Below are 25642 nucleotides of genomic sequence, written 5' to 3'. Positions count from 1 at the left end.
CGGCCGGGACACGTCCGCTGCCGCTCCCCGCGGCCCTCGTGCGGGTCACGGGCGGCGGCGCGACGGACCGCGGGCCGGTCGGCGCCCACCGGCCGCCGCTGCCGCCGGGCACCCTCGCCGGCCCCTCCACCCGGCCTTCCTCCGCCCCCTTCCCCCCGCCACCGGCCGCCCGGCCACACCCTGCCCGCGAGCCGTCCGGCGGGGGAGCGGGACGTTCTCACCCGCCGGCCCGGTACGGCCGAAAGGCACCCTTGCGCGCGGTAGTTCCCGCCACGAATACTCCCGAAGCAGCGCTTGTCAGGATCACGGCATGTCCGGAACCCGGGCAGCGCGGTCCCGAGGCGTACCCGGCCTCGTCACGTCCTGACTGCGCCTCACGGGCCCGGCACCCCACGGCGGGCCCCCGATTCCCTCGGAGGAACGTGAAGTGAGGATCAAGCGCACCACCCCCCGCAGCGGCATAGCCAGACGGACCCGTCTGCTCGCCGTCTCCGTCGGTCTGGTCTCCGCCGCCGCCCTCGCGGTCCCCGCCGCGAACGCGGACTCCCCCCGGACCTACAGCGCAGCCGACCTGTCCGCCGCCGGTTCGGCCGTCCTGGCGGCCGACGTACCGGGCACCGCCTGGCACGTCGACCCCACGACCAACACCCTGGTCGTCACCGCCGACTCGACCGTCTCCCGGGACGAGATCGCCAGGATCAAGCGCGAGGCCGGCGCCCAGGCCGGCGCGCTGCGCATCGAGCGCACCCCGGGCAAGTTCACCAAGCTCATCTCGGGCGGCGACGCCATCTACGCCAGCAGCTGGCGCTGCTCCCTCGGCTTCAACGTCCGCGACAGCGCGGGCGCCTACTACTTCCTCACCGCCGGTCACTGCACCGACGGCGCGGGCACCTGGTACGCCAACTCGGGCCGCACCACCGTCCTCGGTTCGACATCGGGCTCCAGCTTCCCGAACAACGACTACGGGATCGTCCGCTACACCAACAGCTCCATCACCAAGTCCGGCACCGTCGGCAACGTCGACATCACCAGCGCCGCCAACGCCACCGTCGGCATGTCGGTCACCCGCCGCGGCTCCACCACGGGCACCCACAGCGGCTCCGTGACGGGCCTCAACGCCACGGTCAACTACGGCGGCGGCGACATCGTCTACGGCATGATCCGCACGAACGTGTGCGCCGAGCCCGGTGACAGCGGCGGCCCGCTCTACTCCGGCAGCCGCGCCATCGGTCTCACCTCCGGCGGCAGCGGCAACTGCTCCTCCGGCGGCACGACCTTCTTCCAGCCGGTGACCGAGGCACTGAACGCGTACCGCGTCAGCGTCTACTGACCGGCCATCGAAGGAGGGTCCCCGGCCGGAATCCCGGCCGGGGACTCGACGTCCTGTCCCCGAGCGACCACATTTGAGGGGGTGTGAGTAGTACGGTCGGCCACAGGGGGCGGGGGCGGATGAAGCGCATCGGAGTGACCGGCCACAGGGACATCCCCGACGAACTGCGGGCCCATGTCCGGGCCTCGATGTACGCGGCGTTCCTGAGCCACGACGGAACCCTGGAGGCGCTGTCCAGCCTGGCCGCCGGAGCGGACCAGCTCTTCGCGGACATCGCCCTGGCCTGCGGGGCCGAGCTGACCGCCGTCATCCCCAGCGGCGACTACGAGGAGGGCTTCGCGGACGCCGCCGAACGGGCCCGCTACCGGTGCCTGAGGAAGCGGGCCACCAGGGAGGTGCGGATGGCGTTCGCGCACTCCACCGACGAGGCGTACTACGCGGCCGGCGCGTACATCGCGGACCACTGCGACCGGCTGCTCGCGGTGTGGGACGGCCGTCCGGCGCGCGGTCTGGGCGGCACCGGCGACATCGTGCACTACGCCCGCGCGCTGGGAAAACCGGTGACGGTCATCTGGCGCGCGGGCGTCGAGCGCCGCTGAGGCGGCGCGGTGGCGGCCTAGCGGCGGTGCTGCACCAGCCAGTCGGTGTGCTGCGGCGAGACGATGCGCTCGGTCTCGTACACGGCCGCCGGCCACCGGTCCTCGTCCACCATCGTCTCCATCGCGGTGTGCATCGCCGCCAGGTCCTCCTCCACCAGGCTGTGCGCCGCGATCAGCGGCTGGTGGCGGCGGATCTCGCCCCAGGCGACGCAGGACGCCGCCGTGGCCGACAGCAGCCCGGCGAGGGCGGCCGATCCGCCGGCCGAGAAGGTCTGCAGCAGCCCCAGGAACAGCGCGGCGAGGGTGACCACGGCGGTGGTCGCCCGCCACAGGGCCGTGGCCCGGCGCGACACCTCCGTACGCCTGTGGTACCAGTTGCGCTGCTCGATCAGCCGGTCCCTGACGTACGTCTCCTTGCGAACCCGGAAGGGCTTGTCGCGCAGCATCCGCATGGCCGGGGTGATGAGTGCCGCTCCGGGGTCGTGACCCTGCTCCCGCGGGTCCTCCCAGCCGACCTTGCGCAGCTCGCCCAGCCCGGCCTCCATCTGGAGGAGGAAGATCCCGTCCGGGTCGCGGGAGTCGGCGTCGAAGGGGGCGCCGTGGACCGCGTACCGCCAGCACATGGACTTGATGAACTCGGCGGCGGAGCGGTTCAGTTGCCACTGCGATTTCGCACGGCGCCTGGTGGCGCGGGAGCCGACCAGGAGCACGCCGGCGTACGCCGACGCGCTGAGCGCGCCGGCGAGTTGGAAGGACGCGCCGATCCGCCAGCCCCCCGGCATCGCCGCCAGGCAGGCGCCGAGCACCAGCAGCAGCAGCTGGAGCCGTGTGTCCCGGACGGCCTCCCGCTGCCGGGCGATCGCCGTACCGTCGGCGCGGTGGAACAGTGCGGGCAGGTCCTCGTTCCGGAAGACCATGCTCTGCAACGGACCCTGATACCCGCTCATGCGCACCCCCGTCTGCGGTTTTGTCGTCACTCTTTCGGTGGAATGGCTCGTTCCGGGACGGTCGGGGAATACTGGCGCAACGCTTTTGTTTCACGTACTCGCGCTGATTTGCCGTAGGTGGGCATGAGAGTAAAGTCGTGCCGCCGACACTGCAACGGTGCGGTTCCCCTCGAAACGTCACATATCACCAAGGACGGCCGCCGTGAGCTTTCCGAACTCCATGACATTCGCTGCCGCGAAGAAGAATCGCGTTCCTCTCGCCGAGATCGACGTACGCGGCGCGGACGCCGCCAAGAAGCTCGGCCGCGTCCTGCCCGCCACCGGTGACCGTACCGGACGCGGAGCCACGTTCAACTCCGCGCTCTGAAGCGGCTGGAAGTAGCTTTAAACTGGCGGAATGACCGGACCGCTGGTCCCATTCCGCGAGATCGTCCTGAAAGTCCATAGCAGGTGCGATCTCGCATGTGACCACTGCTATGTGTACGAACACGCTGATCAGAGCTGGCGGACACGCCCGAGGGCAATCTCTGACGAGGCGATTTCCCGGACAGCTCTGCGACTGGCCGAGCATGCCGAGAAACATGCCCTGCCCTCCGTGTCAGTGATCCTGCACGGAGGGGAGCCGCTGCTCGCGGGGCCGGCCCGGCTGCGGCGCGTCTGCGAGGAACTCACCCGGACGCTCGCCCCCCGCACCGCGCTCGACCTGCGCATCCACACCAACGGCCTCCAGCTCGGCCCCCGCTACCTCGACCTCTTCGACGAGTACGGCGTGCGGGTCGGCATCTCCCTCGACGGCGACAAGGCCGCCAACGACCGCCACCGCCGCTTCGCCGACGGCCGCAGCAGCCACCCCCTCGTCCTCAAGGCCGTCGCCCTCCTGCACCAGGACCGCTACCGCCACCTCGACCTCGGCCTGCTCTGCACCATCGACGTGGCCAACGACCCCGTCGCCGTCTACGAGGCCCTCGCCGCCCTCGAACCGCCGCGCATCGACTTCCTCCTGCCGCACGCCACCTGGGAGGACCCGCCGCCGCGCCCGGACGGCTCGCCCACCGCGTACGCCGACTGGATCCTCACCGTCTTCGACCGGTGGAACGACGAGGGCAGGCCCATGCCCGTCCGCCTCTTCGACTCCGTGCTGTCCACCCTGAGCGGCGGCCCCAGCCTCACCGAATCCCTCGGCCTCGCCCCCACCGACCTCGTCGTCGTCGAGACCGACGGGACGCTCGAACAGGTCGATTCCCTCAAGAGCGCCTACGAGGGCGCCGCCGCCACCGGCTTCGACGTGTTCCGGCACTCCCTCGACGACGTCGCCGCCCACCCCGGCGTCCGCATCCGCCAGCTCGGCCTCGCCGGCGTCGGCGACACCTGCCGGCGCTGCCCCGTCGTCCGGTCCTGCGGGGGAGGCCTCTACACCCACCGCTACCGTGCCGACAGCGGCTTCGGCAACCCGTCCGTCTACTGCGCCGACCTCGAAGCGCTCATCCGCGGCATCGAGGACCGCACGGCGGCGCAGACCGCCTCCCCCGCGGTGACCGACCCCGCCGCCCTCGCCGCCGACCAGCACGACCTGACCCGCGTCCTGCTCGCCGAGCTGCACAGCGAGCTCGCCGGACGCGGCGGCGAACCGTGGGCCGAGGCATGGGAGCTCGCGGGCGCCGTCGAGCGGCGCTCCGACGGCCTCGACGAGGTACTGGCCCACCCCTACACGCGCACCTGGCTCCTCGACTGCCTCGACGCCCTGCGCGAGGACCGCGCCACGGCGCCCGGCCTGGCCCGGCAGCTGTCGCGGTACGTCGCCGCCGCCGCCGTCCGCGGCCGGGTCGACACCGCCGTCCGCGTCACACCCGCCGACGGGACACTGCACCTGCCCACCCTCGGCGCGCTGAGCCTCGGCGGCGCCGGGGGCCCGGCCGAGGTCCGGGCGACCGGGAACGGCTTCGTCGTCCGCACCGGCTCCGCCGAACAGCGCGTCGAACGGCTCGACGAGGAAGGCCCGGACTGGCGGCCGGTGCGCCGCCACACCGCCGCCGGCCGCGCGCTGGACGACCTCGACCCCTACCGCGACCGCTTCCCGGCGCCCGCCACCGGGCGGCTCACCGCCGGCGCCGCCGCCGACTGGAGCGGACGGCTCGACGGCGCCTGGCGGCTGCTGCGCAGCGCCGTGCCCGACCAGGCCGCCGAGGCCGCCGCACACCTGACCACGCTCACCCCGCTCACCGGCACGGCGCCCGGCGTCGGCCGGCACGGCTACGGCGCACTCGGCCTGCCGCTGCGCGGCGACGCCGGCGCGCTGGCGCGGGCCCTGCTGCGCGGCTTCCGGCGCGCCAAGCTGCGGGCCCTGCTCGACGTGACGGACCTCTACGCGCAGGACGGCGCCTGGAGCCACCCCGCCCCCTGGCAGGACACGCCGGTCCCGGTCTCCGCGCTGCTTGCCGGGGCGTACGAGCGCACGGGGCTCGCGGCGTACGAACCGGGCGGCGTCCCGTACGCCGACCAGGCCGAGCGGGCCCTGGACCGGCTGGAAGGCGCCGCCGAGCTCACCGTCAGCGGCAAGGTGCTCGTCGCCGCACTGCGCAAGGAACTGCTCCGATCGCGGCAGTGCCGATCAAGAAAGCCGTCCGTCATGCTGAGCCGGGGATGACCGAAAAGCACCGTTGATTGACTGAACGTCATGGGGGCGGAGCGATACCTGCTCCGGAATGATTAATTCGCTCGTATCCTTCCCATCCTCGATGCGAGTGGTTCACACAGGACGGGGGTCGCGTGACGTCACCGCAGCGGCGAGCGGCGGACCATCGGCCGTATTTCTTCCTCAGCTACGCGCACACGCCGAGGTACGGCGCCGGCGGCCCGGATCCGGACATGTGGGTCGAGCGGCTCTTCCGCGATCTGTGCGGCCACGTGATGGCGATGACCGACCTCCCGGCGGGGGCCGAAGCCGGATTCATGGACCGGGAGATACGCTCCGGCGAAGGCTGGTCGGAACGGCTCGGCGACGTCCTGGCCACCTGCCGGGTGTTCGTCCCGCTCTTCTCACCGCGCTATTTCGCCAGCGAGATGTGCGGCAAGGAGTGGTACGCCTTCGCCCAGCGCGCGATCTACCACCACGCCAAACACAACAGGCCCGCCGATGCCATCGTGCCCGCATTGTGGGTCCCCGTCCCGCCCGAACAGCTGCCCGGCCCCGCCGAACGGCTCCAGTTCAACCACCGGGCCTTCGGCGACCGCTACGTCACCGATGGGCTGTACGGCCTGATCAAACTGCGGATATTCGCCGAGGAGTACGAGCGGGCGGTCTACGAACTCGCCAAACGGATCGTCTCCGTCGCCGACACCACCGCCATCGGCCCCGGCCGCCCCGTCGACTACCGGCTCGCCCCCAGCGCGTTCGGCCCGCCCGGCGGCGGCCCCCGCCCCATCCAGGTCACCGTCGCCGCCCCCACCCTGCACGACCTGCCCGAGGGCCGCGCCCCCGAGTACTACGGCGACATGCCGCAGGACTGGAACCCCTACCACCCCGAATCCGCCCGGCCGATCGCCTACGTCGCCCAGGACCTGGTCCGCTCGCTCAACTACCAGGCGACCGTCGCCTCCTTCGACCACGACACCGGGCCGCTGGACGCCAAGCAACCGCCCACCCGCCCCGAGATCCTGCTGGTCGACCGCTGGGCCCTGAAGGACGAGGACCGCCGCGAGCGGCTCGCCGCCTTCGACGCCGAACACCGCCCGTGGGTCAGCGTGGTCGTCCCGCGCAACCAGCTGGACCACCAGACCCGCGCCGCCGACGCCGAGCTCACCCAGCAGCTGGAGGCGACCATGCCCGTCCAGATGAGCCAGGGCAGGGCGGCCAGCCGCGCCGCCGCCCGCGGCGTACCGAGCATGGAGGCCTTCGGTCAGATCCTCCCCCAGGTGGTGGAAGCGGCCGCCCAGCAATACCTGCGGCACGCCGCGGTCTACCCCCCGGCGGGCGGCCGCCACACCGAACGGCCACGGCTGCGCGGCCCCATGGGGACCGACCACGCGACCACGCACTTCATCCCCGGCACGCACGGACACGCGCCCGAAGCGGAGGACTTGGATGACCGCCAGTCGTGACGGACGCATCGTCACCTTCTACTCGTACAAGGGTGGTACGGGACGGACGATGGCCCTGGCCAACACGGCCTGGATACTCGCCGCGAACGGCAAGCGGGTCCTGGCCGTCGACTGGGACCTGGAGGCCCCCGGCCTGCACCGGTTCTTCCACCCGTTCCTCGACCCCTCCACGCTCGGCGCCACCACCGGTGTCATCGACCTGATCACCGAGTACGCCTGGGCCGCGACCAGCCCCGTGCAGCGCCCCGACGACTGGCACCGCGACTACGCCCGCATCCAGCCGCACGCCGTCTCCCTCACCCCCGAGAACCTCGGCTGGGCGTTTCCCGACGGCGGCACGCTCGACTTCGTCTCGGCCGGCCGGCAGAACCGCGAGTACTCCGCGACCGTCTCCACCTTCGACTGGGACAACTTCTACGACCGGCTCGGCGGCGGGCACTTCTTCGACGCGCTGCGCGACGACATGAAGGCGAACTACGACTACGTCCTCATCGACAGCCGCACCGGCCTCAGCGACATCGCCGACATCTGCACCGTGCACCTGCCCGACGCGCTGGTGGACTGCTTCACCCTCAGCGACCAGTCCCTGGACGGTGCCGCCGCCGTCGCCCGGCAGATCGACGAGCGGTACGGCGGCCGCGGCATCCGGATCTTCCCCGTGCCGATGCGCATCGACGAGGGCGAGAAGGAGAAGGCGGACGCGGGACGGGCGCTGGCCCGGCTGAAGTTCGACGGCTTCCCGAGCGGCCTCACCGGGGAGGAGCTCGCCGCCTACTGGGGCGCCGTCGAGATCCCGTACCGGCCCTACTACGCGTACGAGGAGACCCTCGCCACCTTCGGCGACGACGCCGGCATCGCCAACTCGCTGCTGTCCGCCTTCGAGCGGCTCACCGCCGTGGTCACCGAGGGCGAGGTCACCACCATGCCCTCGATCGGCGAGGACGTGCGGCTGCGGATCCGCGACGCCTTCACCCGCCGCCGCCCCGCCCTGCCCGCCGACCTGTTCCTGTCGTACGTCGCCGAGAACCGCATGTGGGCCGACTGGATCGAGTCCGTCCTCACCCGGGCCGGTTTCCGCGTCGTGCCCCGCGACGTCTCCGCCGACCCGGAGGTCTCCGGCACCGACGTCCTCCAGGCCGCCGAGAACGCCGCCCGCACCGTGGTGCTGCTGTCCAGCGCGTACCTGAAGTCAGCCCGCGCGGTGGAGGTGTGGGAGCGCGCCGCGGCCGAGGACCCCGGCGGCGGACGGCGCCACCTGCTGCCGGTGCGCGTCGGGGACGTCCGCCTCACCACGCCGTACATCGACCGCAACCCCGTCGACCTGTTCCGGCTCGACGAGGTCAACGCCACCACGTCGCTGCTGCGCGCCCTGGACCGGCCGGTCAAGCTCAACGAGGGCGTACCGCCCGGGCCGAGGTTCCCGGGCACCGTGCCGAAGATCTGGAACGCGCCGCCCCGCAACCCCGGCTTCACCGGCCGCTCCGTCGTCCTGGAGCGGATGCGCGACCAGCTCGGCGGCGGACTGGCCGTCGTCCTGCCCCAGCCGCAGACGCTGTACGGGCTCGGCGGCGTCGGCAAGACGCAGGTGGCGCTGGAGTACGTGCACCGCTTCATGGCCGACTACGACCTGGTCTGGTGGATCTCCGCCGAGCAGACCGACGACGTCATCGCCTCGCTCGCCGAACTCGCCGTGCGGCTCGGCGCCCAGGGCGGCGAGGACATGGCCACCGCCTCCCAGGAGGCCGTCGACCTGCTGCGGCGCGGGGTGCCCTCCCACCGCTGGCTGCTGGTCTTCGACAACGCCGACGACCCCGACGCGCTGAAGCGGTTCTTCCCCACCGGCGGCCACATCCTGGTCACCTCCAGGAACCAGACCTGGTCGCAGTACGGCGACGCGCTGCCCGTCGACGTGTTCCTGCGGGAGGAGTCCGTCGAGCACCTCCAGCGCCGCGCCAAGGGGCTGAACGCCGAGGACGCCGACAAGGTCGCCGAGGCCGTCGGCGACCTGCCGCTCGCCGTGGAGCAGGCGGCGGCCTGGATCGCCGAGACCGCCACGCCCGTCGCCGCCTACCTGGAGCAGCTGGAGCAGGCGGCCGCCCGCACCCTGGCGCTCAACCAGCCGGCCGGCTACCCCGAACCGGTCGCCGCCACCTGGAACGTCTCCATCGAACGGCTCCAGGAGCGCTCACCGGCGGCGGTGCGGCTGCTCCAGCTGTGCGCGTTCTTCGCACCCGAGCCGATCCACGCCAACCTGCTGTACAGCAAGCAGATGATCGAGGCGCTCAAGCCGTACGACGCCTCCCTCCAGGAGAAGCTGGTCCTGGGGCGGGTGATCCGGGAGATCGGGCGGTTCGCGCTGGCCAAGGTCGACCAGGTGTCCAACTCCATCCAGGTGCACCGGCTGGTGCAGGCCGTCATCCGCGCCCAGCTGTCGGAGGAGGAGCAGCGCGAGGCCCGGCACGCGGTGCACCGCATCCTCGCCGGCGCCCGGCCGGACGACGACGAACCGATCGACAACCCCGAGACCTGGCCGCGGTTCGCCACCATCTGGCCGCACCTCGGGCCGTCGGAGGCGCGGTTCTGCCGCGACCCCGAGACCCGGCGGCTGCTCATCGACCGGGTGCGCTACCTGTGGAAGCGCGGCGACTGGCAGACCGCGTGGTCGCTCGGCAGCGACCTGCGCGACGCGTGGCGGGAGATGCTCGGCAACGACGACCTCCAGTACCTGTACCTCCGCTTCCACCTGTCGAACATCCTGCGCTCGCAGGGCCGCTACGTGGAGGCGCGGGAGCTCGACGAGGTGACGCTGGAGCGGCAGCGGGAGGTGCTGGGGGCCTCCCACCCGCACACGTACATGACGACCAGCGGTCTCGCCATGGACCTGGGCACCCTCGGCGAGTACGGCAGGGCGATGGAGCTGGCGACCGAGGCGCACGAGGGATTCAGCCAGATCTTCCACGAGGCGCACCCGCGGACCCTGGCCGCCGCCAACAACCTGGCGCTGAACCTGCGGATGGTCGGGCAGTACGCCCGCGCCCGCGAGATCGACCAGGAGGTCTTCGACCGGCGCACCGAGGTCCTCGGGCCCGAGCACCCGTACACCCTCTCCTCGGCCACCTCCCTCGCCCGGGACCTGCGGGAGGTCGGACGGTACGACGACTCCGTGACGCTGCTCAGCCGGACGTACGCGATCTACAAGGACACCCTCGGGCGGGCCTTCCCCGGCACGCTCGCCGCGGCGAAGTCGCTCGCCGTGTCGCTGCGCAGGGCGGGGCGGCTGGAGGACGCGCGGCGGCTGACCACGGCCACCCGCAACCGGTACCGCGCCAAGTACACCTCCGCCAACCCCGACTCGCTGGCCTGCGACCTGAACCTGGCGGCGGACCTGTACGCGGCCGGGGAGCCGGTGGCGGCCAAGGAGCTGGCCCAGGAGGTCGTGGACCAGTACATGAAGGTGCCGGGGGAGCGGCACCCGTACACCCTCGCCGCCCTCACCAACCTCGGCATCTACCAGTGGGGCTGCGGGATGCCCGAGACGGCCGAGGAGACGCTGCGGGGCGCGCTCCAGGTCCTCGAGGAGGTGCTGGGGGACCGGCACCCGCACGTGCTGTTCTGCACGGTGAACTTCGCCAACGCCAAGGCGGACCTCGGTGAGCTGGAGGAGGCGCTGCGCATCGAGCGGCGGGCGGTCGGCGCGCTGCGCGACGTGCTCGGCGGACACCATCCCGAGGTGCTCGCCGTCGCGTCGAACATGTCGGTCACCCTCGGCGCGCTGGGCCGCAAGGACGAGGCGGCGTACCTGCGCGCCGAGACCGCGGAGGCGCTGTCGCGGCTGCTGGGCGACGAGCACGCGCTGACCCGGCTGGCCCGCGAGGAGCGCCGGGTCCACCGGGACCTGGAGCCGCTGGCGGTGTGACGCCGGCCGGCCCGCGCCGGGCCCCGGCCGGCGCTCCCGCGGCCCGGTGCTCCCGCGGCCCGGTGCTCCCGCGGCCACGGTGTGCCGCGGGAGCTCAGCGTTCCAGGAGCCAGGTCAGGACGCGGGGCAGCGCGTGCAGCGCGTCGAAGTGGGCCGCGGCGGGTTCGAGGACGGCCGTCGCGCAGGGGATCCGCTGGGCGAGCCAGCGGGAGTGGCCGACCGGCGAGAAGACGTCCTGCTCCCCGTGCCAGAGCAGCACTTCGCCCGGGATGTCCGCCGGGTCGAAGCCCCACGGGCTGCAGAAGGCCAGCGCGTCGTCGATCCAGCCCCACGCGGAGGTGCGCAGCGCCTCCTGGTAGTTGCGCAGCAGCATCGACCGGACACCCGCGTCCGAGACCACCATCCGGTCGGAGGCGGTCAGCTCCCGGCGCAGGTCGTCCAGGAGCCGGACCGGGTCCTTGCGGATCTCGTCGGCGCGCGGGGTCAGGCGGGCGGCGACGCCCTCCGGGTCGACCGTCGCGGCCGTGTACTCGATGACGTTGGACGCGGCCATGCCCTCGAACCAGTCCAGCCCGTCCGCGTCCCGCGGTGCCAGCGTCACCAGCGCGGCGGTACGTGTCACCCGGTCGGGTATGAGGGCCGCGCAGGCCAGCGCGTGGGGCGCGCCGCCGGAGCGGCCCACCACCGCGAACCGCTCCAGGCCGAGCGCGTCGGCGATGGCCGACACGTCCTGGACCACATCCGCCACACTGCGGCCGGGCAACCGGTCCGAGCCGCCGTAGCCGGGGCGGTCGTAGGCGATCAGCTGCATGCCCCGCTGGTAGAGGACCATGCCCCGGGGGGCGGGGCCGAGTCTGCTGCCGGGGGTCCCGTGCAGCAGGAAGACCGGGCGGCCCCGGGGGTCCCCGAGGCGTTCCACCATCAGATGCCGGTCGTCCGCCGTGCGTACGCGACGTCGCAAGCGCCCGCCTCCTCCGCTCGTCCCCCGTCCGATGATGACCCATCAGGGGCGGTCCGTGGGGGTCGCTTTGTCGCCTTACCGGCGTGCGCGCGCGGGGGGTGTGGAGTGAAGGTCGCGTGCGCGTCCTGAAGTCGACCTTGTGTGCTACCGGTCGGTATCGGGATAGTGAACGCCCATCCTCCGTGTCAGGGCACCCCACTTGTCCTGATACGGCCCCCACAGGAGGTCGAAGTTGAAGCACCGGCGCATACCCAAAAGGCGTGCGGCGCTGGCCGGCGGAGCCGCGGTGGCCCTGCTGGGAGCGGGCATCACGTTCCAGACCGCGAGCGCGAGCGAGGAGAAGCCCGAGCCCGCGGTGAAGGCGCTGTCGGCGACCGCGGCCGGAAGTCTCGCCTCGACGCTCGCGGAGCGGCTCGGCGGTGACGCGGCCGGCGCGTACTACGACGTGACGTCGCGCGCCCTCGTGGTCAACGTGGTCGACGAGACCGCGGCCGACGCCGTGCGCGAGGCCGGCGGCCGGGCGAGAATCGTCGAGCACAGCCTGGCCGAGCTCACCCAGGCGCGGCAGACCCTGAAGACCCGGGCGACCATGCCCGGCACCTCGTGGGCCGTCGACCCGGTGACCAACAAGGTGGTCGTCACGGCCGACCGCACGGTCCAAGGGACGTCCTTCGACAAGCTCACCCAGGTCGTGAAGAACCTGGGCGGGAAGGCGGAACTCAGGCGTGCCGCCGGGGTGTTCCGGCCGTTCATCGCGGGCGGTGACGCCATCCACAGCGGTGGCGGGCGCTGCTCGCTGGGCTTCAACGTCGTCAAGGACGGACAGCCCCACTTCATCACCGCCGGCCACTGCGGTGAGGCCGACAGCCAGTGGTCCGAGACCCAGGGCGGCGCGGCGATCGGCACGATGGTCGACTCGCGGTTCCCGGGCAACGACTTCGCCCTGGTCAAGTACGACGGCGACACCGCGCACCCGAGCGAGGTCGACCTGTACAACGGCAGCACGCAGCAGATCACCAAGGCGGGCGAGGCGACCGTCGGCATGAAGGTGACCCGCAGCGGCTCGACCACCCAGGTGCACGACGGCGAGGTCACCGGTCTGAACGCCACCGTGAACTACGGCAGCGGCCAGGTCGTCGAGGGCCTGATCCAGACCACGGTCTGCGCCGAGCCGGGCGACAGCGGCGGCGCGCTCTTCGCGGGCGACACCGCCATCGGCCTGACCTCGGGCGGCAGCGGTGACTGCACCTCGGGCGGGGTGACCTTCTTCCAGCCGGTCCCGGAGGCGCTGGAAGCCTTCGGCGCGCAGATCGGCTGACCCCGCGGGCTCGCCGGACGAGCCCCGCACAAGCAGCTCCGGGCCGGCTTGGTGGCGGCCCGGAGCCTTGTCGTCCCCAGGCCCTGATACGGGTCCTGGCCCTGATGCGGGTCCGGGTTCAGGTGCGGGTCCGGGTCCTGATCACGGATCCGGGTCCTGATGCGGGGCCGGGTCCGGGTTCAGCTGCGGGCCCCGGCCGGCCGGGGCCCGTCGCGCCGGTGCAGCGAGGACGCCACCAGGGTGACCGCGGTGCCGATCACCGCCCAGATGGCGAGCACCTGCATCGAGCCGGAGATCGCGTTCCCCTTGAAGTACGCGATCGAGCGCGCCGCCCACGTGCCCGCGCCCGGCGGCAGGCCGGGCCCGATCGTCCGCCAGAAGCCGGGGAGCATCGGGCCGGGGAAGGCGCCGCCGGCGCTCGGATTGCCGGCGATCACGATCAGCAGGACCGCCAGGCCGATGCCCACGACGCCGGTGAGCGCCTGGAGCGCGAGGGTGGCCGCGCCCACCGCGAAGACCACCAGGGCGCCCAGGCCCCACAGGGCGGCCACGCTGCCGGGCAGGGCGCCGAGGAGCGGGCCGACGATCAGCGCGCCGCCGAGGCCCCCGGCGATCGCCGAGAGCGCGATGACGGTGAGCCGGATGACCGCGCGCTGCGGGCTCGAGGGCCGTGAGCCCGCGCTGATCGCCAGGATCGACGCGCAGAGGTAGCCGCCCACGCACCATCCCACGACGAGGTAGAACGCCGACAGGCCGTTGAAGTCCTCGCGCGAGGCCGCGGCCACGTCGACGGTCCGCACCGTGCGCCGCTGGGCCTGCTCGGCCCCGGTGGTGATCGTCGTCAGGGCGTTGGCGAGGGCGGCGCCGCCGCCCGAGGCGACCAGCAGGGTGTCGGTGGTGCCCCGGGGGTCGACGAGCAGGGCCCCGTCGATCTCCCGTTCCATGATCAGCCTGCGGGCGGCGGCCGCGTCCCGCACCACGCGGGGGTCGAGCGGGTCGCCGGGCAGCTTCGCCAGCCGGTCGGCGGTCCGGTCGGCGGCGGGGCCGGGAGCCACCACGCCGAAGGGGACGTCCGTGGGTCTCGGGTGGTGCAGCGCGCCCACGTAGGAGGCGATGAACAGCAGCTGCAGGGCGAGTACGCCGATGACCAGCAGCGCGGCCCGGGGGGTGACGGCGTTCTTGACCTCGTCGGCGAACCTCATGCCCCCACGCTCCGGGGCGGGCCGTGTTCGCGCAGGTGGGGACGGTCCGAATGGCGGATGCCCTTCGTGTCGTACACGCGTTCGAACTTGGTCTATGGTGGTAGTGGGGGAGGTGAGACCGGATTGATCCAGGAGGTGCGGGTGCCAGGCTTCACGCATCTGCACACCGTTTCGGGCTTCTCCCTGCGGTACGGGGCGTCCCACCCGGAGCGGCTGGCGGCGCGCGCCGCCGAGCGCGGCATGGAGGCCGTCGCCCTGACCGACCGCGACACCGTCGCGGGCGCGGTCCGGTTCGCCACGGCCTGCGCCAAGGAGGGCGTCCGGCCGCTCTTCGGGGTCGACCTCGCCGTCGACAGCCCGGGGCGGGAGGACGGGGCACCCACCGGGCGGCGCCGCACCCCCGTGCGCGGCGGCGCCTTCGTCGACGAGTCCGCGCCCCGCGCGCTCTACCTGGCCCGCTCCCGGGAGGGCTGGGCCACCCTGTGCCGGCTGATCACCGCGGCGCACGCCGCCGAGGCCACCACGGGCGCGACCGGACCGGAAGGCACCGCGGGGACGGGTGCCGGCGCGCGCCCCGGGAGAGGCGCCGCGTCCGGTGCCGGGAGCGGATCGCCGCTGCTCTCCTGGGCGGACAACCACGGCGACGACGTGACCGTCCTCCTCGGCCCCGACTCCGACGTCGGCCGCGCCCTCGCCGCCGGCCGGCCCGACCGCGCGGCCCGGCTCCTCGCCCTCTGGCGCGAGGTGTACGGCACCGGCCTGCGCCTGGAGGTCGTCCACCACGGCCGCACCGGCACCGGCCCCGGCTCCCTGCGGCAGGCCGCGCGCACCCTCGGCTTCGCCGCCGAACAGGGCGTGCGGGCCGTGCTCACCAACGCCGTGCGGTACGCCGACCCCGGCCTCGGACCGGTCGCCGACGTCCTCGACGCGGCGCGCCGCCTGGTCCCCATCGACCCGCGCAAGGGTCTCGACAGCGGTGAGCGCTGGCTGAAGGACCCGGCCGCGATGGCGGCGAACGCCGAGCGGGTCGCCGAGGCCGCCGGGCTGGGCCGCGACACCGCGCACCGGCTCCTCGCCCTGACCGAGGAGACCGCCGCCGCGTGCCGGGTCGACCCCGAGGACGACCTGGGCATCGGCACCGTGCACTTCCCCGAGGCGCACCTGGTCGGCGCGGACCGGCGCACCGCCGAGCGGGTGCTGCGCTCGCGCTGCGCCGCCGGGATGGTGCTGCGCGGCCACGACCGGAAGCGGGCGTACTGGACCCGGCTGGAGGACGAGCTGCGCACCATCGAGCGGCTCGGCTTCGCCACGTACTTCCTCACCGTCGCCCAGGTCGTCGACGACACCCGGGCCATGGGCATCCGCGTGGCCGCGCGCGGCTCCGGCGCCGGGTCCCTGGTCAACCACCTCCTCGGCATCGCCCACGCCGACCCCGTCGAGCAGGACCTGCTGATGGAGCGCTTCCTGTCCGTACGGCGGCCCGTGCTGCCCGACATCGACATCGACGTGGAGTCCGCGCGGCGCCTGGAGGTGTACCGCGCGATCCTCGGCCGCTTCGGCCCCGAGCGCGTGGCCGCCGTCGCCATGCCCGAGACGTACCGGGTGCGCCATGCGGTACGGGACGTGGGCGCAGCCCTGTCCATGGACCCGGCCGAGATCGACCGCATCGCCAAGTCCTTCCCGCACATCCGCGCCCGGGACGCCCGCGCCGCGCTGGACGAACTGCCCGAGCTGCGCGCGCTCGCCGGTGAGAAGGAGCGGTACGGGAAGCTGTGGGAGCTGGTCGAGGCGCTGGACGCGCTGCCGCGCGGCGTCGCCATGCACCCGTGCGGGGTGCTGCTCTCCGACGCCTCGCTGCTGCGGCGCACCCCGGTGGTGCCGACCAGCGGCGAGAGCTTCCCGATGTCCCAGTTCGACAAGGACGACGTGGAGGAGCTGGGACTGCTCAAGCTCGACGTCCTCGGCGTACGGATGCAGTCGGCGATGGCGCACGCGGTCGCCGAGATCGAGCGGGCGACCGGCGACGTGGTCGACCTCGACGACCCGCGGCAGGTGCGCCCCGGCGACCCCGCCACGTACCGGCTGATCCAGTCGGCCGAGACGCTCGGCTGCTTCCAGATCGAGTCGCCGGGCCAGCGCGACCTGGTCGGCCGGCTCCAGCCGGCCACCTTCCACGACCTGGTCGTGGACATCTCGCTCTTCCGCCCGGGACCGGTCGCGGCCGACATGGTGCGGCCGTTCATCGAGGCCCGGCACGGCCGCGCGCCGGCCCGCTATCCGCACCCCGACCTCGAGGACGCGCTGAAGGAGACGTACGGAGTCGTCGTCTTCCACGAGCAGATCATCAAGATCCTCGACATCATGACCGGCTGCGGCCGCGAGGAGGCCGACGCGGTACGGCGCGGGCTGTCCGACCCCGAGTCGCAGAGCCGCATCAAGGTCTGGTTCGGCCGGCACGCGAAGGCGAAGGGGTACGCGGACGACGTGGTCGCGCGGACGTGGGAGATCGTGGAGGCGTTCGGCAGTTACGGCTTCTGCAAGGCGCACGCCGTCGCCTTCGCCGTCCCGACGTACCAGTCCGCGTGGCTGAAGGCGCATCACCCGGCCGCCTTCTACGCGGGGTTGCTCACCCACGATCCCGGCATGTACCCCAAGCGGCTGCTGCTGGCGGACGCGCGGCGGCGCGGGGTGCCCGTGCTGCCGGTGGACGTGAACCGATCGGGGGTCGCACACAGGATCGAACTGGTGTCCGGTTCGCTGGGGAAGTGGGGCCTGCGGCTGGCGCTCTCCGACGTCCACGGCATCAGTGAGGCGGAGGCCGCGCGGATCGAGGCCGGCCGGCCGTACGCCTCGCTGCTGGACTTCTGGGAGCGGGCCAGGCCCAGCCGTCCCGTCGCCGAACGGCTCGCCCAGGTCGGCGCGCTCGACGCGTTCGGCGGCAACCGCCGCGACCTGCTGCTGCACCTCGCCGAACTCCACCGCATGCAGCGCGGGTCCGGTGCGTACGGCGACCAGCTCCCGCTCGCGGGCGGCCGGAGGTCCGCGCCCATCGGGCTGCCGGACCTGGACGACGCCGAACGGCTCAGCGCCGAGCTGGGCGTGCTGTCCATGGACGCCTCGCGCAACCTGATGAGCGACCACCACGCCTTCCTGGCGGAGCTCGGCGTGGTCTCCGCCCAGCAGTTGCGGACCGTCCGGAACGGGCAGACCGTGCTGGTCGCGGGCGCCAAGGCGGCCACCCAGACCCCGCCCATCCGGTCCGGCAGGCGCGTCATCTTCACCACCCTCGACGACGGGACGGGCCTGGTCGACCTGGCCTTCTTCGACGACAGCCACGAGCGGTGCGCGCACACCGTCTTCCACTCCTGGCTGCTGCTGGTGCGCGGTGTGGTGCAGCGGCGCGGCCCGCGCAGCTACAGCGTGGTCGCCTCGGCCGCCTGGAACCTCGCCGAACTGGTGGAGCTGCGGCGCGAGGGCGGTCTGGACGCGGTGGCGGCACGGCTGGCCGAGCCGATGCCGGGCGGTGAGCCGGCGGCCCCGGCGGACGACGGACGCCGGATCACCATGCCCACCGGGTTCCGGATGAACCCCTGGGCGGACCTCCGTCCGGCGGGCGAGGGAACGGCGGTACCGAAGAAACTGTGGCACCAGAGCCAGGGGAGCGCGGGATGATCCTCTACGTACGATTCCGGCTGGAGCCGATGCACGAGGCCCTGCTTCCGCACCTGGTGGGCCTGCTCGGCGGGTTCACCCCCGTTGTCGAGGCGGCCCCGCCGGACGCCGCGCTCGCCGACGTGCGCGGCGCCGTACGGTACTTCGGGCGCGGCCCCGCCGAGCTGGCCGCCGTGATCCGGGTCAGGGCGCTCGCCCTGTACGGCGTGGAGTGCGCCATCGGGGCGGGCCCCAACCCGCTGCTCGCCCGCATGGCGGCGCGGGACGCGGCGCCCGGCAGGACCCTGGTGGTCGACGACCCGGAGGCGTTCCTGCGCGACAAGCCGGTCGCCGCGCTGTACGGCGTCGGGCCCGCCACCGCGCGGACGCTCTGCTCGTACGGGCTCGACTCCGCCGGGCGCGTCGCCGCCGCGCCGCTCGCCGTGCTCCAGCGGATCCTGGGCGCGCGGGCCGGGCGCGAGGTGTGGGAGCGGGCGCGGGGCATCGACCGTACGGCCGTCGTCCCGAACGCCGCCTCCCGGTCGGTCGCCGCCGAACGGGCCTTCGACCGCGACGAGCTGGACCGGGACCGGCACCGGCGCGCCCTGCTGTCCCTCGCCGGGGAGCTGGGCGCGCGGATGCGGGGCGAGGAGCAGGTGTGCCGCTCACTGACGCTGACCGTGCGGTACGCCGACCGGTCCGCCACCGTCCGGACCCGTGCCCTGCGCGAGCCGACCGCCCACTCGGCGGACCTGGCCGCCACCGCGTACGCGCTGCACGAGGCGCTCGGGCTCCAGCGTGCCCGAGTGCGGGCCCTGGCGCTGCGCGCCGAGGGGCTGATGCCCGCCGAACAGGCCGCGCACCAGCTCTCGTTCGACCCGGCGGACGAAAAGGCCCGGCGACTGGAGGCGGTGGCGGACCGGGCCCGCGCCCGCTTCGGCCCGGGGGTCATCGGCCCCGGCTCGCTGGCGGCGTAGGAGGTCCGGCGCGGGCGCGGGGCTCCGCGGGAAGCCGGGGCGGCCCGGGCTCCCGGGGAAGCTCGGGCGGCGCGGGGCGGGTTCCCGGACGAGGCGGTGCTCCGCCCGGGCCGGGGCGGCGCGGGGCGGGTTCCCGGACGAGGCGGTGGCTCCGCTTCTTTTTACCGACGCGTAACTTCCCTCTGCGCGCTACCCGTACGTAACTTGGCATGAGCGCGGCAACCCCCATGCCGCGCCACCCCATGAGTGGTCCGGGCCACGGGGCGTCCCGCCGACGCCCCACCCATTCCTTGAGCCGCAGGGAGACCACTCGATGCTGCCCTCACGCCTACGGCGAGCCTTCAGAGCGCTCGCCGTCCTGGCCCTCGCCGCCGCCGCGACCCTCGCCCCCGTGGGCACCGCCCATGCCACCGCCCCCAGCAGCGGCTGGAACAACTGGTCCTGCAAGCCGTCCGCCGCACACCCCCGGCCGGTCGTCCTCGTCCACGGCACCTTCGCCAATTCCGTCGACAACTGGCTCGCCCTGGCGCCCTACCTGGTCAAGCGCGGCTACTGCGTCTTCTCCCTCGACTACGGGCAACTGCCCGGCGTGCCGCTGTTCCACGGCCTCGGCCCCATCGAGAAGTCGGCCGAACAGCTCGACGCGTTCGTCGACAAGGTCCTCGCCGCGACCGGCGCCGCCGAGACCGACCTCGTCGGCCACTCGCAGGGCGGCATGATGCCCCGCTACTACCTCAAGTTCCTCGGCGGCGCCGACGAGGTGAACGCACTTGTCGGCCTCGCCCCCGACAACCACGGCACCACGCTGCTCGGCCTCACCAGGCTGCTGCCGTACTTCCCCGGCGCGGCGGACCTGCTGGACGAGAAGACCCCGGCCCTCGCCGACCAGGTGGCCGGCTCGCCGTTCCTGCGCAAGCTCAACGAGGGCGGCGACACCGTCCCCGGCGTCCGCTACACCGTCATCGCCACCCGGTACGACCAGGTCGTCACCCCGTACCGGTCCCAGTTCCTCGACGGCCCCGGCGTCCGCAACGTGCTGCTGCAGGACCTGTGCCCGCTGGACCTCTCCGAGCATGTGGCGATCGGGCTGGTCGACCGGATCGCGTACCACGAGGTCGTCAACGCGCTCGACCCGGCGCACGCGACACCGACGACGTGCGCCTCGGTCGTCGGCTGACGGACCGGCGCCCCGGGCCGGCATGACGGTGCCGGGGCCCGCCTCCGCGCGGACCCCGGCACCGACGGTCGTCAGCGGCCGTGCCGCCCGCCCGCGGCGGCCCTGCGGCGCGCCGTGCCGAACAGCAGCGCGGCACCGGCTGCCAGGACGGCCGCGCCACCGGCCGCGACGTACGGCGTCATGCCGTTGCCACCGGTCTCCGCGAGGTTGTCGCCGGCCGCCGCCGCGGCGGGCGCGGGGGTGCCCGCACCGTGCGCCGCGGGCGCGTTCGCCCCGGTGGTGTCCGTGTCCCGCAGCGGCTCCGCCGCCTTCGGGCCGGCCGGGGCCGCCCCGCCCTGCGGCGGCTGCCCGGCGTGGTCGTCACCGCCGTGTCCGCCGTGGTCCACCGTCGACTGGTCCGCGCCGTCCGCGATCTGCTCGTCGCTGGGGGCCGACGCGGTCGGCGCCGGGGCGCCGCCCGCCTGTCCGTTGTCCTTGCCGAAGACCACGTCGGAGCAGGTGTAGAACGCCTCCGGCGAGTCCGAGCGCTGCCAGATCGAGTAGACCAGGTGGCGGCCGGACCGCGCCGGGACGACGCCGTCGAAGACGTACGCCCCGTTCTCCAGCTTCGGGTCGGTGACCTTCGCGAACGGCTTCGCCTCCAGGTCCGACCACTTCAGCGGCTTGGACGGGTCGTAGCCGTCCTTGGTGAGGTACAGCTCGAAGGAACCCCTGTGCGGCGCGGTCGCCTTGTAGCGGAAGGTGTGCTTGCCGGCCGCGAGCGGCGAGGACGGCCAGTCACCGCGGGGCAGGTCGAGGCCCTTGTACTTGTCGCGGTTCGCGCTGCACAGCTTGCCGTCGGGGATGAGCTCCTTGTGCTTCCCGGCGGCGTTGGCGATGTTCACCTCGTTCCAGTCGTAGAACGCCTGCGGACCGCTGGCCGCCAGCGCCGCCTTGCAGGCCGCCGAGTCGGGGCTCTCGGGCCCCTCGGCGTAACAGGCGGACACCCGGCTGACGGGGTCCGTCATCGTCCCGTGCGCGGCGGCCGGAGCGGTGGCCAGTCCGGTCAGCGCGAGCGGCGCGATGCCCAGGGCGACGGCGGCGGCTGCCGTGCGGCGAGCGGTCATGATGGCGTTCTCCTTCGACGGGAAGTGCAGAGTGGGGGGTTGCGGGACGGGGGCCGGAAGGGGCGGCGCAGCCCCCCGGCTTCGGCGCCGACGGTCCGGACCAGTCCCGGTGACCAGCAAACTAGCCCGCCGGAAGCCCGAATCCGCCGGCCGGAGGCGGCCGGCGGCGATCCTTATGCTGCGTTTAAGGAAGCGCTAAGAGGCCCCTCAGGTAGACGCTTCCCGGGTGGTCCTCGCGCTGCGCGGGGCGGCACCACCGCCGGTCCGCCGCGCCCGTGGGCCGTCGCTCGGCGCTGTGCACCATGTGGATGTTGGGCTCGCTCCCCGGCGGTCCTAAGAGGGCGATTCCCCTTGTTCCGGGGGCAGGCGCCCGTCGCCACGGCGTCCCGCCGCGGGGGAGCGGGCCGGGGTGGTTGCGTGGGGTCCCCGGCCTGCGGGACGGTTGCTCTGCGGCAACTGTTGTTCTTCGCTGAGTGAGGTGAGGGTCCACGCGCAGGCACCGGACCAACTGACCGCCCCGCTCAGCCCACCCCGCGGTAGCGCCGCTCCGGCCGGCCCGTGCCGCCGTAGCGGAGGGTGACTTCCGCGCGGCCCGTCTCCGCGAAGTACTCCAGGTACCGCCGGGCGCTCACGCGGGACAGCGAGCCGGCCCGGGCGCACTCCGTGGCCGACAGGCCCGAGGGGTGCTCCCGCAGGATGCGGTCCACCAGCTCCGCGGTGTGCACCGCCAGGCCCTTCGGCAGCTCGCGCGAGCCCGGCGGGCGGGTGCCGAAGATCTGGTCGACGTCCTCCTGCCGCGCCTCGTCCAGCCCGTCCAGGCGCGAGCGCAGCGACGCCACGTGCAGCAGCTGCTCCCGCAGCGCCGCCCGGTCGAACGGCTTGATCAGGTAGTGCAGGGCCCCGGCGCGCAGCGCCGAGCGGATCGTGCCCGCGTCCCGGGCGGCCGTGATGAACAGCGCGTCGACGCCGTGCCCCGCCGCCCGCAGGGAGCGCAGCACACCGATCCCGTCCATGTCGGGCAGGTAGATGTCCAGCAGGAGCAGGTCGGGGTGCAGGGCCCCGGCCGCACGCAGCGCCTCGGCGCCGCTGTGCGCCACCCCGACGACCGTGAAACCGTCCACCGCGGACACATAGCGGCTGTGCAGCTTCGCGACCATGAAGTCGTCGTCCACCACCAGCACCTTCGTCACGGCGCCACGCTAGGTCGCGACCACAACGACCACAACGTCCGTTGATTGCGGAAGGGAGACAGCTTCTTAACGCACGGGCAACATGTGGGCCACCTCACAGATACGCCCGTACGAAAGGCGGACCCGTGCGATTGCGCACCCTCCTCGCCCCGCTCGGAGCGGCGCTGCTGCTGCTCGCCGGGCCGCCGCTGCTCACCCCCGGCAGCGGCTCCGGCACCGGCACGCAGATCCCCGGCCTACGCCTCATGGTGCCCAACACCCCCGGTGGCGGGTACGACATCACCGCCCGCACCGCGGCCGAGGACGCCGAGGACGCCGGCCTCACCCACGGCGTCGAGGTCTTCAACCTGCCCGGCGCCGGCGGCACCGTCGGCCTGACCCGGCTCGTCGGCGAACACGGCAACGGCCGGCTCGCCATGTCCATGGGCCTCGGCGTCGTCGGAGCGGTCCACACCAACAGGACGCCCGCGACCCTCGCCGACACCACCCCGATCGCCCGGCTCACCGAGGAGCAGGACATCGTCGTCGTCGGCAAGCACTCCCCGTACCGGACCATCCAGGACCTGCTCGCCGCCTGGCGGAAGAACCCCGCCCGGCTGCCCGTCGGCGGCGGCTCCTCGCCCGGCGGGCCCGACCACCTCGCGCCCATGCTGATGGCGCAGGCCGCCGGCATCGCCCCGAAGGAGGTCAACTACGTCCCCTACGACGGCGGCGGTGAACTGCTCGCCTCCATCCTCGGCAACAAGGTCGCCTTCGGCGTCTCCGGCGTCGGCGAGTACCTCGACCAGATCGAGGCCGGCGAGCTGCGCCTGCTGGCCGTCACCGGGCCGCGGCGCGTCCCCGGCCTGGACGCACCCACCCTGCGCGAAGCGGGCCTCGACACCGAGTTCACCAACTGGCGCGGCATCGTCGCCCCACCGGGCCTGTCCGCCGCCGAGCGCGACAAGCTCATCGGCCTCGTCACCGCACTGCGCGACTCCGCGCAGTGGCAGGCATCGCTGAAGAAGAACGGCTGGAACGACGCCTTTCTCGCCGGGGACGCCTTCGGCGCCTTCCTCGACGCCCAGGACGAACGCGTCGACTCCGTCCTGAAGGAGCTGGGACTGTGAACCCACCCGTCACCGAAAGCCGCCGCTCCTGGCTGCGCGACCACTCCGAACTCGGCGTCAGCCTGCTGCTCCTGGCCCTCGGCGTCCTCGTCCTGACGGACGCGCTCACCATGGACGTGGACATCACCCAGCGCGGCCCCGTCGGCCCCAGGACCGTCCCCCTCGTCGTCGGCACCGGCCTCCTCGCCGTCGCCGTCCTCCTCGCCGTCGACGTCCTGCGCGGCGGCCGCGGCCAAGCCGAAGGCGGCGAGGACATCGACCTGTCCGAGCCCGCCGACCGGCGCACGGTCCTGCTGCTCGCCGGCGTGTTCCTGGCCACCGCCGTCCTCATCGGACCGCTCGGCTTCCCGGTCTCCGGCGCGCTGCTCTTCTGGGGCTCCGCGTACGCGCTCGGCAGCCGCCGACCCGGCCGGGACCCGCTGATCGCGGCCGCCCTCTCCCTCGTCACCTACGTCGTCTTCAACAACCTGCTCGGCGTCCCGCTCCCCGGCGGCCCGCTGATGGGAGTGCTCTGATGGATGCCTTCTCCTCACTCCTCGACGGGTTCGGCACCGCCCTGACCCCCATGAACCTGCTGTGGGCCGCTCTCGGGGTGCTGCTCGGCACGGCCATCGGCGTCCTGCCCGGCATCGGCCCGGCCATGGCGGTCGCCCTGCTGCTCCCCGTCACCTACGGACTGGAGCCGACCGGCGCGTTCATCATGTTCGCGGGCATCTACTACGGCGCGATGTTCGGCGGCTCCACCACCTCCATCCTGCTCAACACCCCCGGCGAGAGCGCCGCCGTCGTCGCCGCCATCGAAGGCAACCCGATGGCGAAGTCGGGCCGCGGCGCCCAGGCGCTCGCCGCCGCGGCCGGCGGCCACTTCGTCGGCGGCCTGATCGGCACCGTCCTGCTGGTCGCGCTCGCCCCGGTCGTCGCCGGACTGGCCGTCGGCATCGGCGCGCCCGACTACTTCGCCCTCATGGTGCTCGCGTTCATCGCCGTGACGTCGGTCCTGGGCTCCTCCCGCATCCGGGGCCTCGCCTCGCTGCTCATCGGCCTCACCCTCGGGCTCGTCGGGCTCGACGGGATGACCGGCCAGCAGCGGCTCACCTTCGGCTCGCTCCAGCTCGCCGACGGCATCGACGTCGTCATCGTCGCGGTCGGCCTCTTCGCGATCGGCGAGGCCCTGTGGGTCGCCGCCCACCTGCGGCGCACCGGCGGCGACGCCATCCCCGTCGGCCGGCCGTGGCTGGCCCGGGAGGACATCGGGCGCACCTGGAAGCCGTGGCTGCGCGGCCCGCTGATCGGCTTCCCGTTCGGTGCGATCCCCGCCGGCGGCGCGGAGATCCCCACCTTCCTGTCGTACGTCACCGAGAAGCGGCTCTCGCGGCACAAGGACGAGTTCGGTCGCGGCGCCATCGAAGGCGTCGCCGGACCCGAGGCGGCCGCCTCCGCCTCGGCGGCCGGCACCCTCGTGTCGATGCTCACCCTCGGCCTGCCCACGACGGCCGTCGCCGCCGTGATGCTCGCCGCCTTCCAGCAGTACGGCATCCAGCCGGGACCCCTGCTCTTCGAACGCGAACCCGAGCTCGTGTGGGGCCTGATCGCCTCGCTCTTCGTCGGCATGGTGCTGCTGCTCGCGCTGAACCTGCCGCTCGCGCCCGTATGGGCCAAGCTGCTGCGCGTGCCGCGCCCGTACCTGTACGCGGGCATCCTGTTCTTCGCGGCGACCGGTGCGTACGCGGTCGGCGGCGAGGCCCTCGACCTGGTCATCCTGCTGGTCATCGGGCTCATCGGGTTCGGGATGCGGCGCTACGGCCTGCCGGTGCTGCCGGCCGTCATCGGCGTGATCCTCGGCCCGGCCGCCGAGCAGCAGCTGCGCCGGGCGCTGCAGATCAGCGACGGCAGCGTCACCGGTCTGGCCGACACGCCGTTCTCGGTGACCGTGTACGCCGTGATCGTGCTGCTGCTGGCCTGGCCGCTGCTGCGGAAGGTGTTCCTCCGCCGTCGTCACGCGCCGTCATGAGCGGGGGGGAGGAACCGGGCGATGCCCGACCGGTACGGCCACGCGGTCGC

General features: G+C 73.4%; 18 protein-coding genes. 13 read left to right on the top strand and 5 right to left on the bottom strand.

Annotated features, from left to right (window positions below; translation table 11 throughout):
• The first annotated feature begins 427 nt into the window (after positions 1-427).
• Both ACIA79_RS15875 and ACIA79_RS15870 read left to right on the top strand, forming a co-directional pair.
• On the top strand, positions 428-1330 hold the full coding sequence (locus ACIA79_RS15875) for a S1 family peptidase (RefSeq protein ID WP_399428828.1): 903 nt from the start codon (positions 428-430) through the stop codon (positions 1328-1330).
• Between the two features lie 119 nt (positions 1331-1449).
• Positions 1450-1929: a hypothetical protein gene (locus ACIA79_RS15870; protein WP_399428826.1), complete on the top strand. Its 480-nt coding sequence runs from the start codon at positions 1450-1452 to the stop codon at positions 1927-1929.
• Positions 1930-1946: 17 nt separating this feature from the next.
• On the opposite strand, the gene ACIA79_RS15865 is transcribed toward ACIA79_RS15870, so the two are convergent.
• Positions 1947-2876 carry a DUF4231 domain-containing protein gene (locus ACIA79_RS15865; RefSeq protein ID WP_399428825.1) on the bottom strand — a complete coding sequence of 310 codons (930 nt, stop codon included), beginning with the start codon at positions 2874-2876 and terminating at the stop codon, positions 1947-1949.
• Positions 2877-3096: 220 nt separating this feature from the next.
• Between ACIA79_RS15865 and fxsA the strand changes: the two genes are divergently transcribed.
• The 4 genes from fxsA (at position 3097) to fxsT (ending at position 10890) form a co-directional block, all read left to right on the top strand.
• Complete coding sequence (gene fxsA, locus ACIA79_RS15860) at positions 3097-3243, top strand: FxSxx-COOH cyclophane-containing RiPP peptide (protein WP_399428823.1); 147 nt, start codon at positions 3097-3099, stop codon at positions 3241-3243.
• 30 nt (positions 3244-3273) lie between these two features.
• A complete protein-coding gene (fxsBH, locus tag ACIA79_RS15855; RefSeq protein ID WP_399428822.1) occupies positions 3274-5520 on the top strand; it encodes a radical SAM/SPASM protein FxsBH, inactivated beta-hydroxylase extension form in 2247 nt (748 codons plus the stop codon).
• Between the two features lie 122 nt (positions 5521-5642).
• The gene (locus ACIA79_RS15850) at positions 5643-6974 is read left to right on the top strand and encodes a TIR-like protein FxsC (RefSeq protein WP_399428821.1); all 1332 of its coding nucleotides are present in this window, start codon (positions 5643-5645) and stop codon (positions 6972-6974) included.
• Complete coding sequence (fxsT, locus tag ACIA79_RS15845) at positions 6958-10890, top strand: FxSxx-COOH system tetratricopeptide repeat protein (protein WP_399428820.1); 3933 nt, start codon at positions 6958-6960, stop codon at positions 10888-10890. The genes ACIA79_RS15850 and fxsT overlap by 17 nt, the downstream gene beginning before the upstream one ends.
• Before the next feature lie 94 nt (positions 10891-10984).
• Here fxsT and ACIA79_RS15840 read toward each other — a convergent pair whose 3' ends face one another.
• A complete protein-coding gene (locus tag ACIA79_RS15840) occupies positions 10985-11851 on the bottom strand; it encodes an alpha/beta fold hydrolase (protein ID WP_399428819.1) in 867 nt (288 codons plus the stop codon).
• A gap of 232 nt (positions 11852-12083) precedes the next feature.
• On the opposite strand from ACIA79_RS15840, the gene ACIA79_RS15835 reads away from it, so the two are divergent.
• Positions 12084-13169, top strand: a complete 1086-nt coding sequence (locus ACIA79_RS15835; protein ID WP_399428818.1) for a S1 family peptidase — start codon at positions 12084-12086, stop codon at positions 13167-13169.
• Positions 13170-13348: 179 nt separating this feature from the next.
• Here ACIA79_RS15835 and ACIA79_RS15830 read toward each other — a convergent pair whose 3' ends face one another.
• Positions 13349-14371, bottom strand: coding sequence for a DUF3533 domain-containing protein (locus ACIA79_RS15830; protein ID WP_399428817.1), 1023 nt, complete (start codon positions 14369-14371; stop codon positions 13349-13351).
• A 141-nt stretch (positions 14372-14512) separates the two neighbouring features.
• Between ACIA79_RS15830 and ACIA79_RS15825 the strand changes: the two genes are divergently transcribed.
• The 3 genes from ACIA79_RS15825 (at position 14513) to ACIA79_RS15815 (ending at position 20176) form a co-directional block, all read left to right on the top strand.
• On the top strand, positions 14513-18043 hold the full coding sequence (locus ACIA79_RS15825) for a DNA polymerase III subunit alpha (protein WP_399428816.1): 3531 nt from the start codon (positions 14513-14515) through the stop codon (positions 18041-18043).
• Positions 18040-18999 (top strand): hypothetical protein, encoded by a 960-nt coding sequence (locus ACIA79_RS15820; protein WP_399428815.1) that lies wholly within the window; start codon positions 18040-18042, stop codon positions 18997-18999. Before ACIA79_RS15825 ends, ACIA79_RS15820 begins: the two co-directional genes overlap by 4 nt.
• A gap of 313 nt (positions 19000-19312) precedes the next feature.
• On the top strand, positions 19313-20176 hold the full coding sequence (locus ACIA79_RS15815; RefSeq protein WP_399428814.1) for an esterase/lipase family protein: 864 nt from the start codon (positions 19313-19315) through the stop codon (positions 20174-20176).
• A gap of 71 nt (positions 20177-20247) precedes the next feature.
• Here the strand turns inward: ACIA79_RS15815 and ACIA79_RS15810 are convergent, their stop codons facing one another.
• Both ACIA79_RS15810 and ACIA79_RS15805 read right to left on the bottom strand, forming a co-directional pair.
• Positions 20248-21282 (bottom strand): lytic polysaccharide monooxygenase, encoded by a 1035-nt coding sequence (locus tag ACIA79_RS15810; RefSeq protein WP_399428813.1) that lies wholly within the window; start codon positions 21280-21282, stop codon positions 20248-20250.
• A gap of 521 nt (positions 21283-21803) precedes the next feature.
• Positions 21804-22472 carry a response regulator gene (locus ACIA79_RS15805; protein WP_399428812.1) on the bottom strand — a complete coding sequence of 223 codons (669 nt, stop codon included), beginning with the start codon at positions 22470-22472 and terminating at the stop codon, positions 21804-21806.
• 125 nt (positions 22473-22597) lie between these two features.
• Here ACIA79_RS15805 and ACIA79_RS15800 point away from each other — a divergent pair, with 125 nt between their 5' ends.
• The 3 genes from ACIA79_RS15800 to ACIA79_RS15790 are packed head-to-tail and all read left to right on the top strand — an operon-like array spanning position 22598 to position 25592.
• Positions 22598-23581, top strand: a complete 984-nt coding sequence (locus ACIA79_RS15800; protein ID WP_399428811.1) for a Bug family tripartite tricarboxylate transporter substrate binding protein — start codon at positions 22598-22600, stop codon at positions 23579-23581.
• Entirely contained in the window at positions 23578-24096 is a 519-nt protein-coding gene (locus ACIA79_RS15795) for a tripartite tricarboxylate transporter TctB family protein (RefSeq protein WP_399428810.1), read from the top strand. Before ACIA79_RS15800 ends, ACIA79_RS15795 begins: the two co-directional genes overlap by 4 nt.
• On the top strand, positions 24096-25592 hold the full coding sequence (locus tag ACIA79_RS15790; protein WP_399428808.1) for a tripartite tricarboxylate transporter permease: 1497 nt from the start codon (positions 24096-24098) through the stop codon (positions 25590-25592). Before ACIA79_RS15795 ends, ACIA79_RS15790 begins: the two co-directional genes overlap by 1 nt.
• Positions 25593-25642 lie beyond the last annotated feature (50 nt).

This window comes from Streptomyces sp. NPDC051310 (genome assembly GCF_044455245.1).
GTDB lineage: Bacteria > Actinomycetota > Actinomycetes > Streptomycetales > Streptomycetaceae > Streptomyces.
Note: the sequence above shows the minus strand (reverse complement) of the source record. Positions and strands in the feature narration are given on the sequence as shown.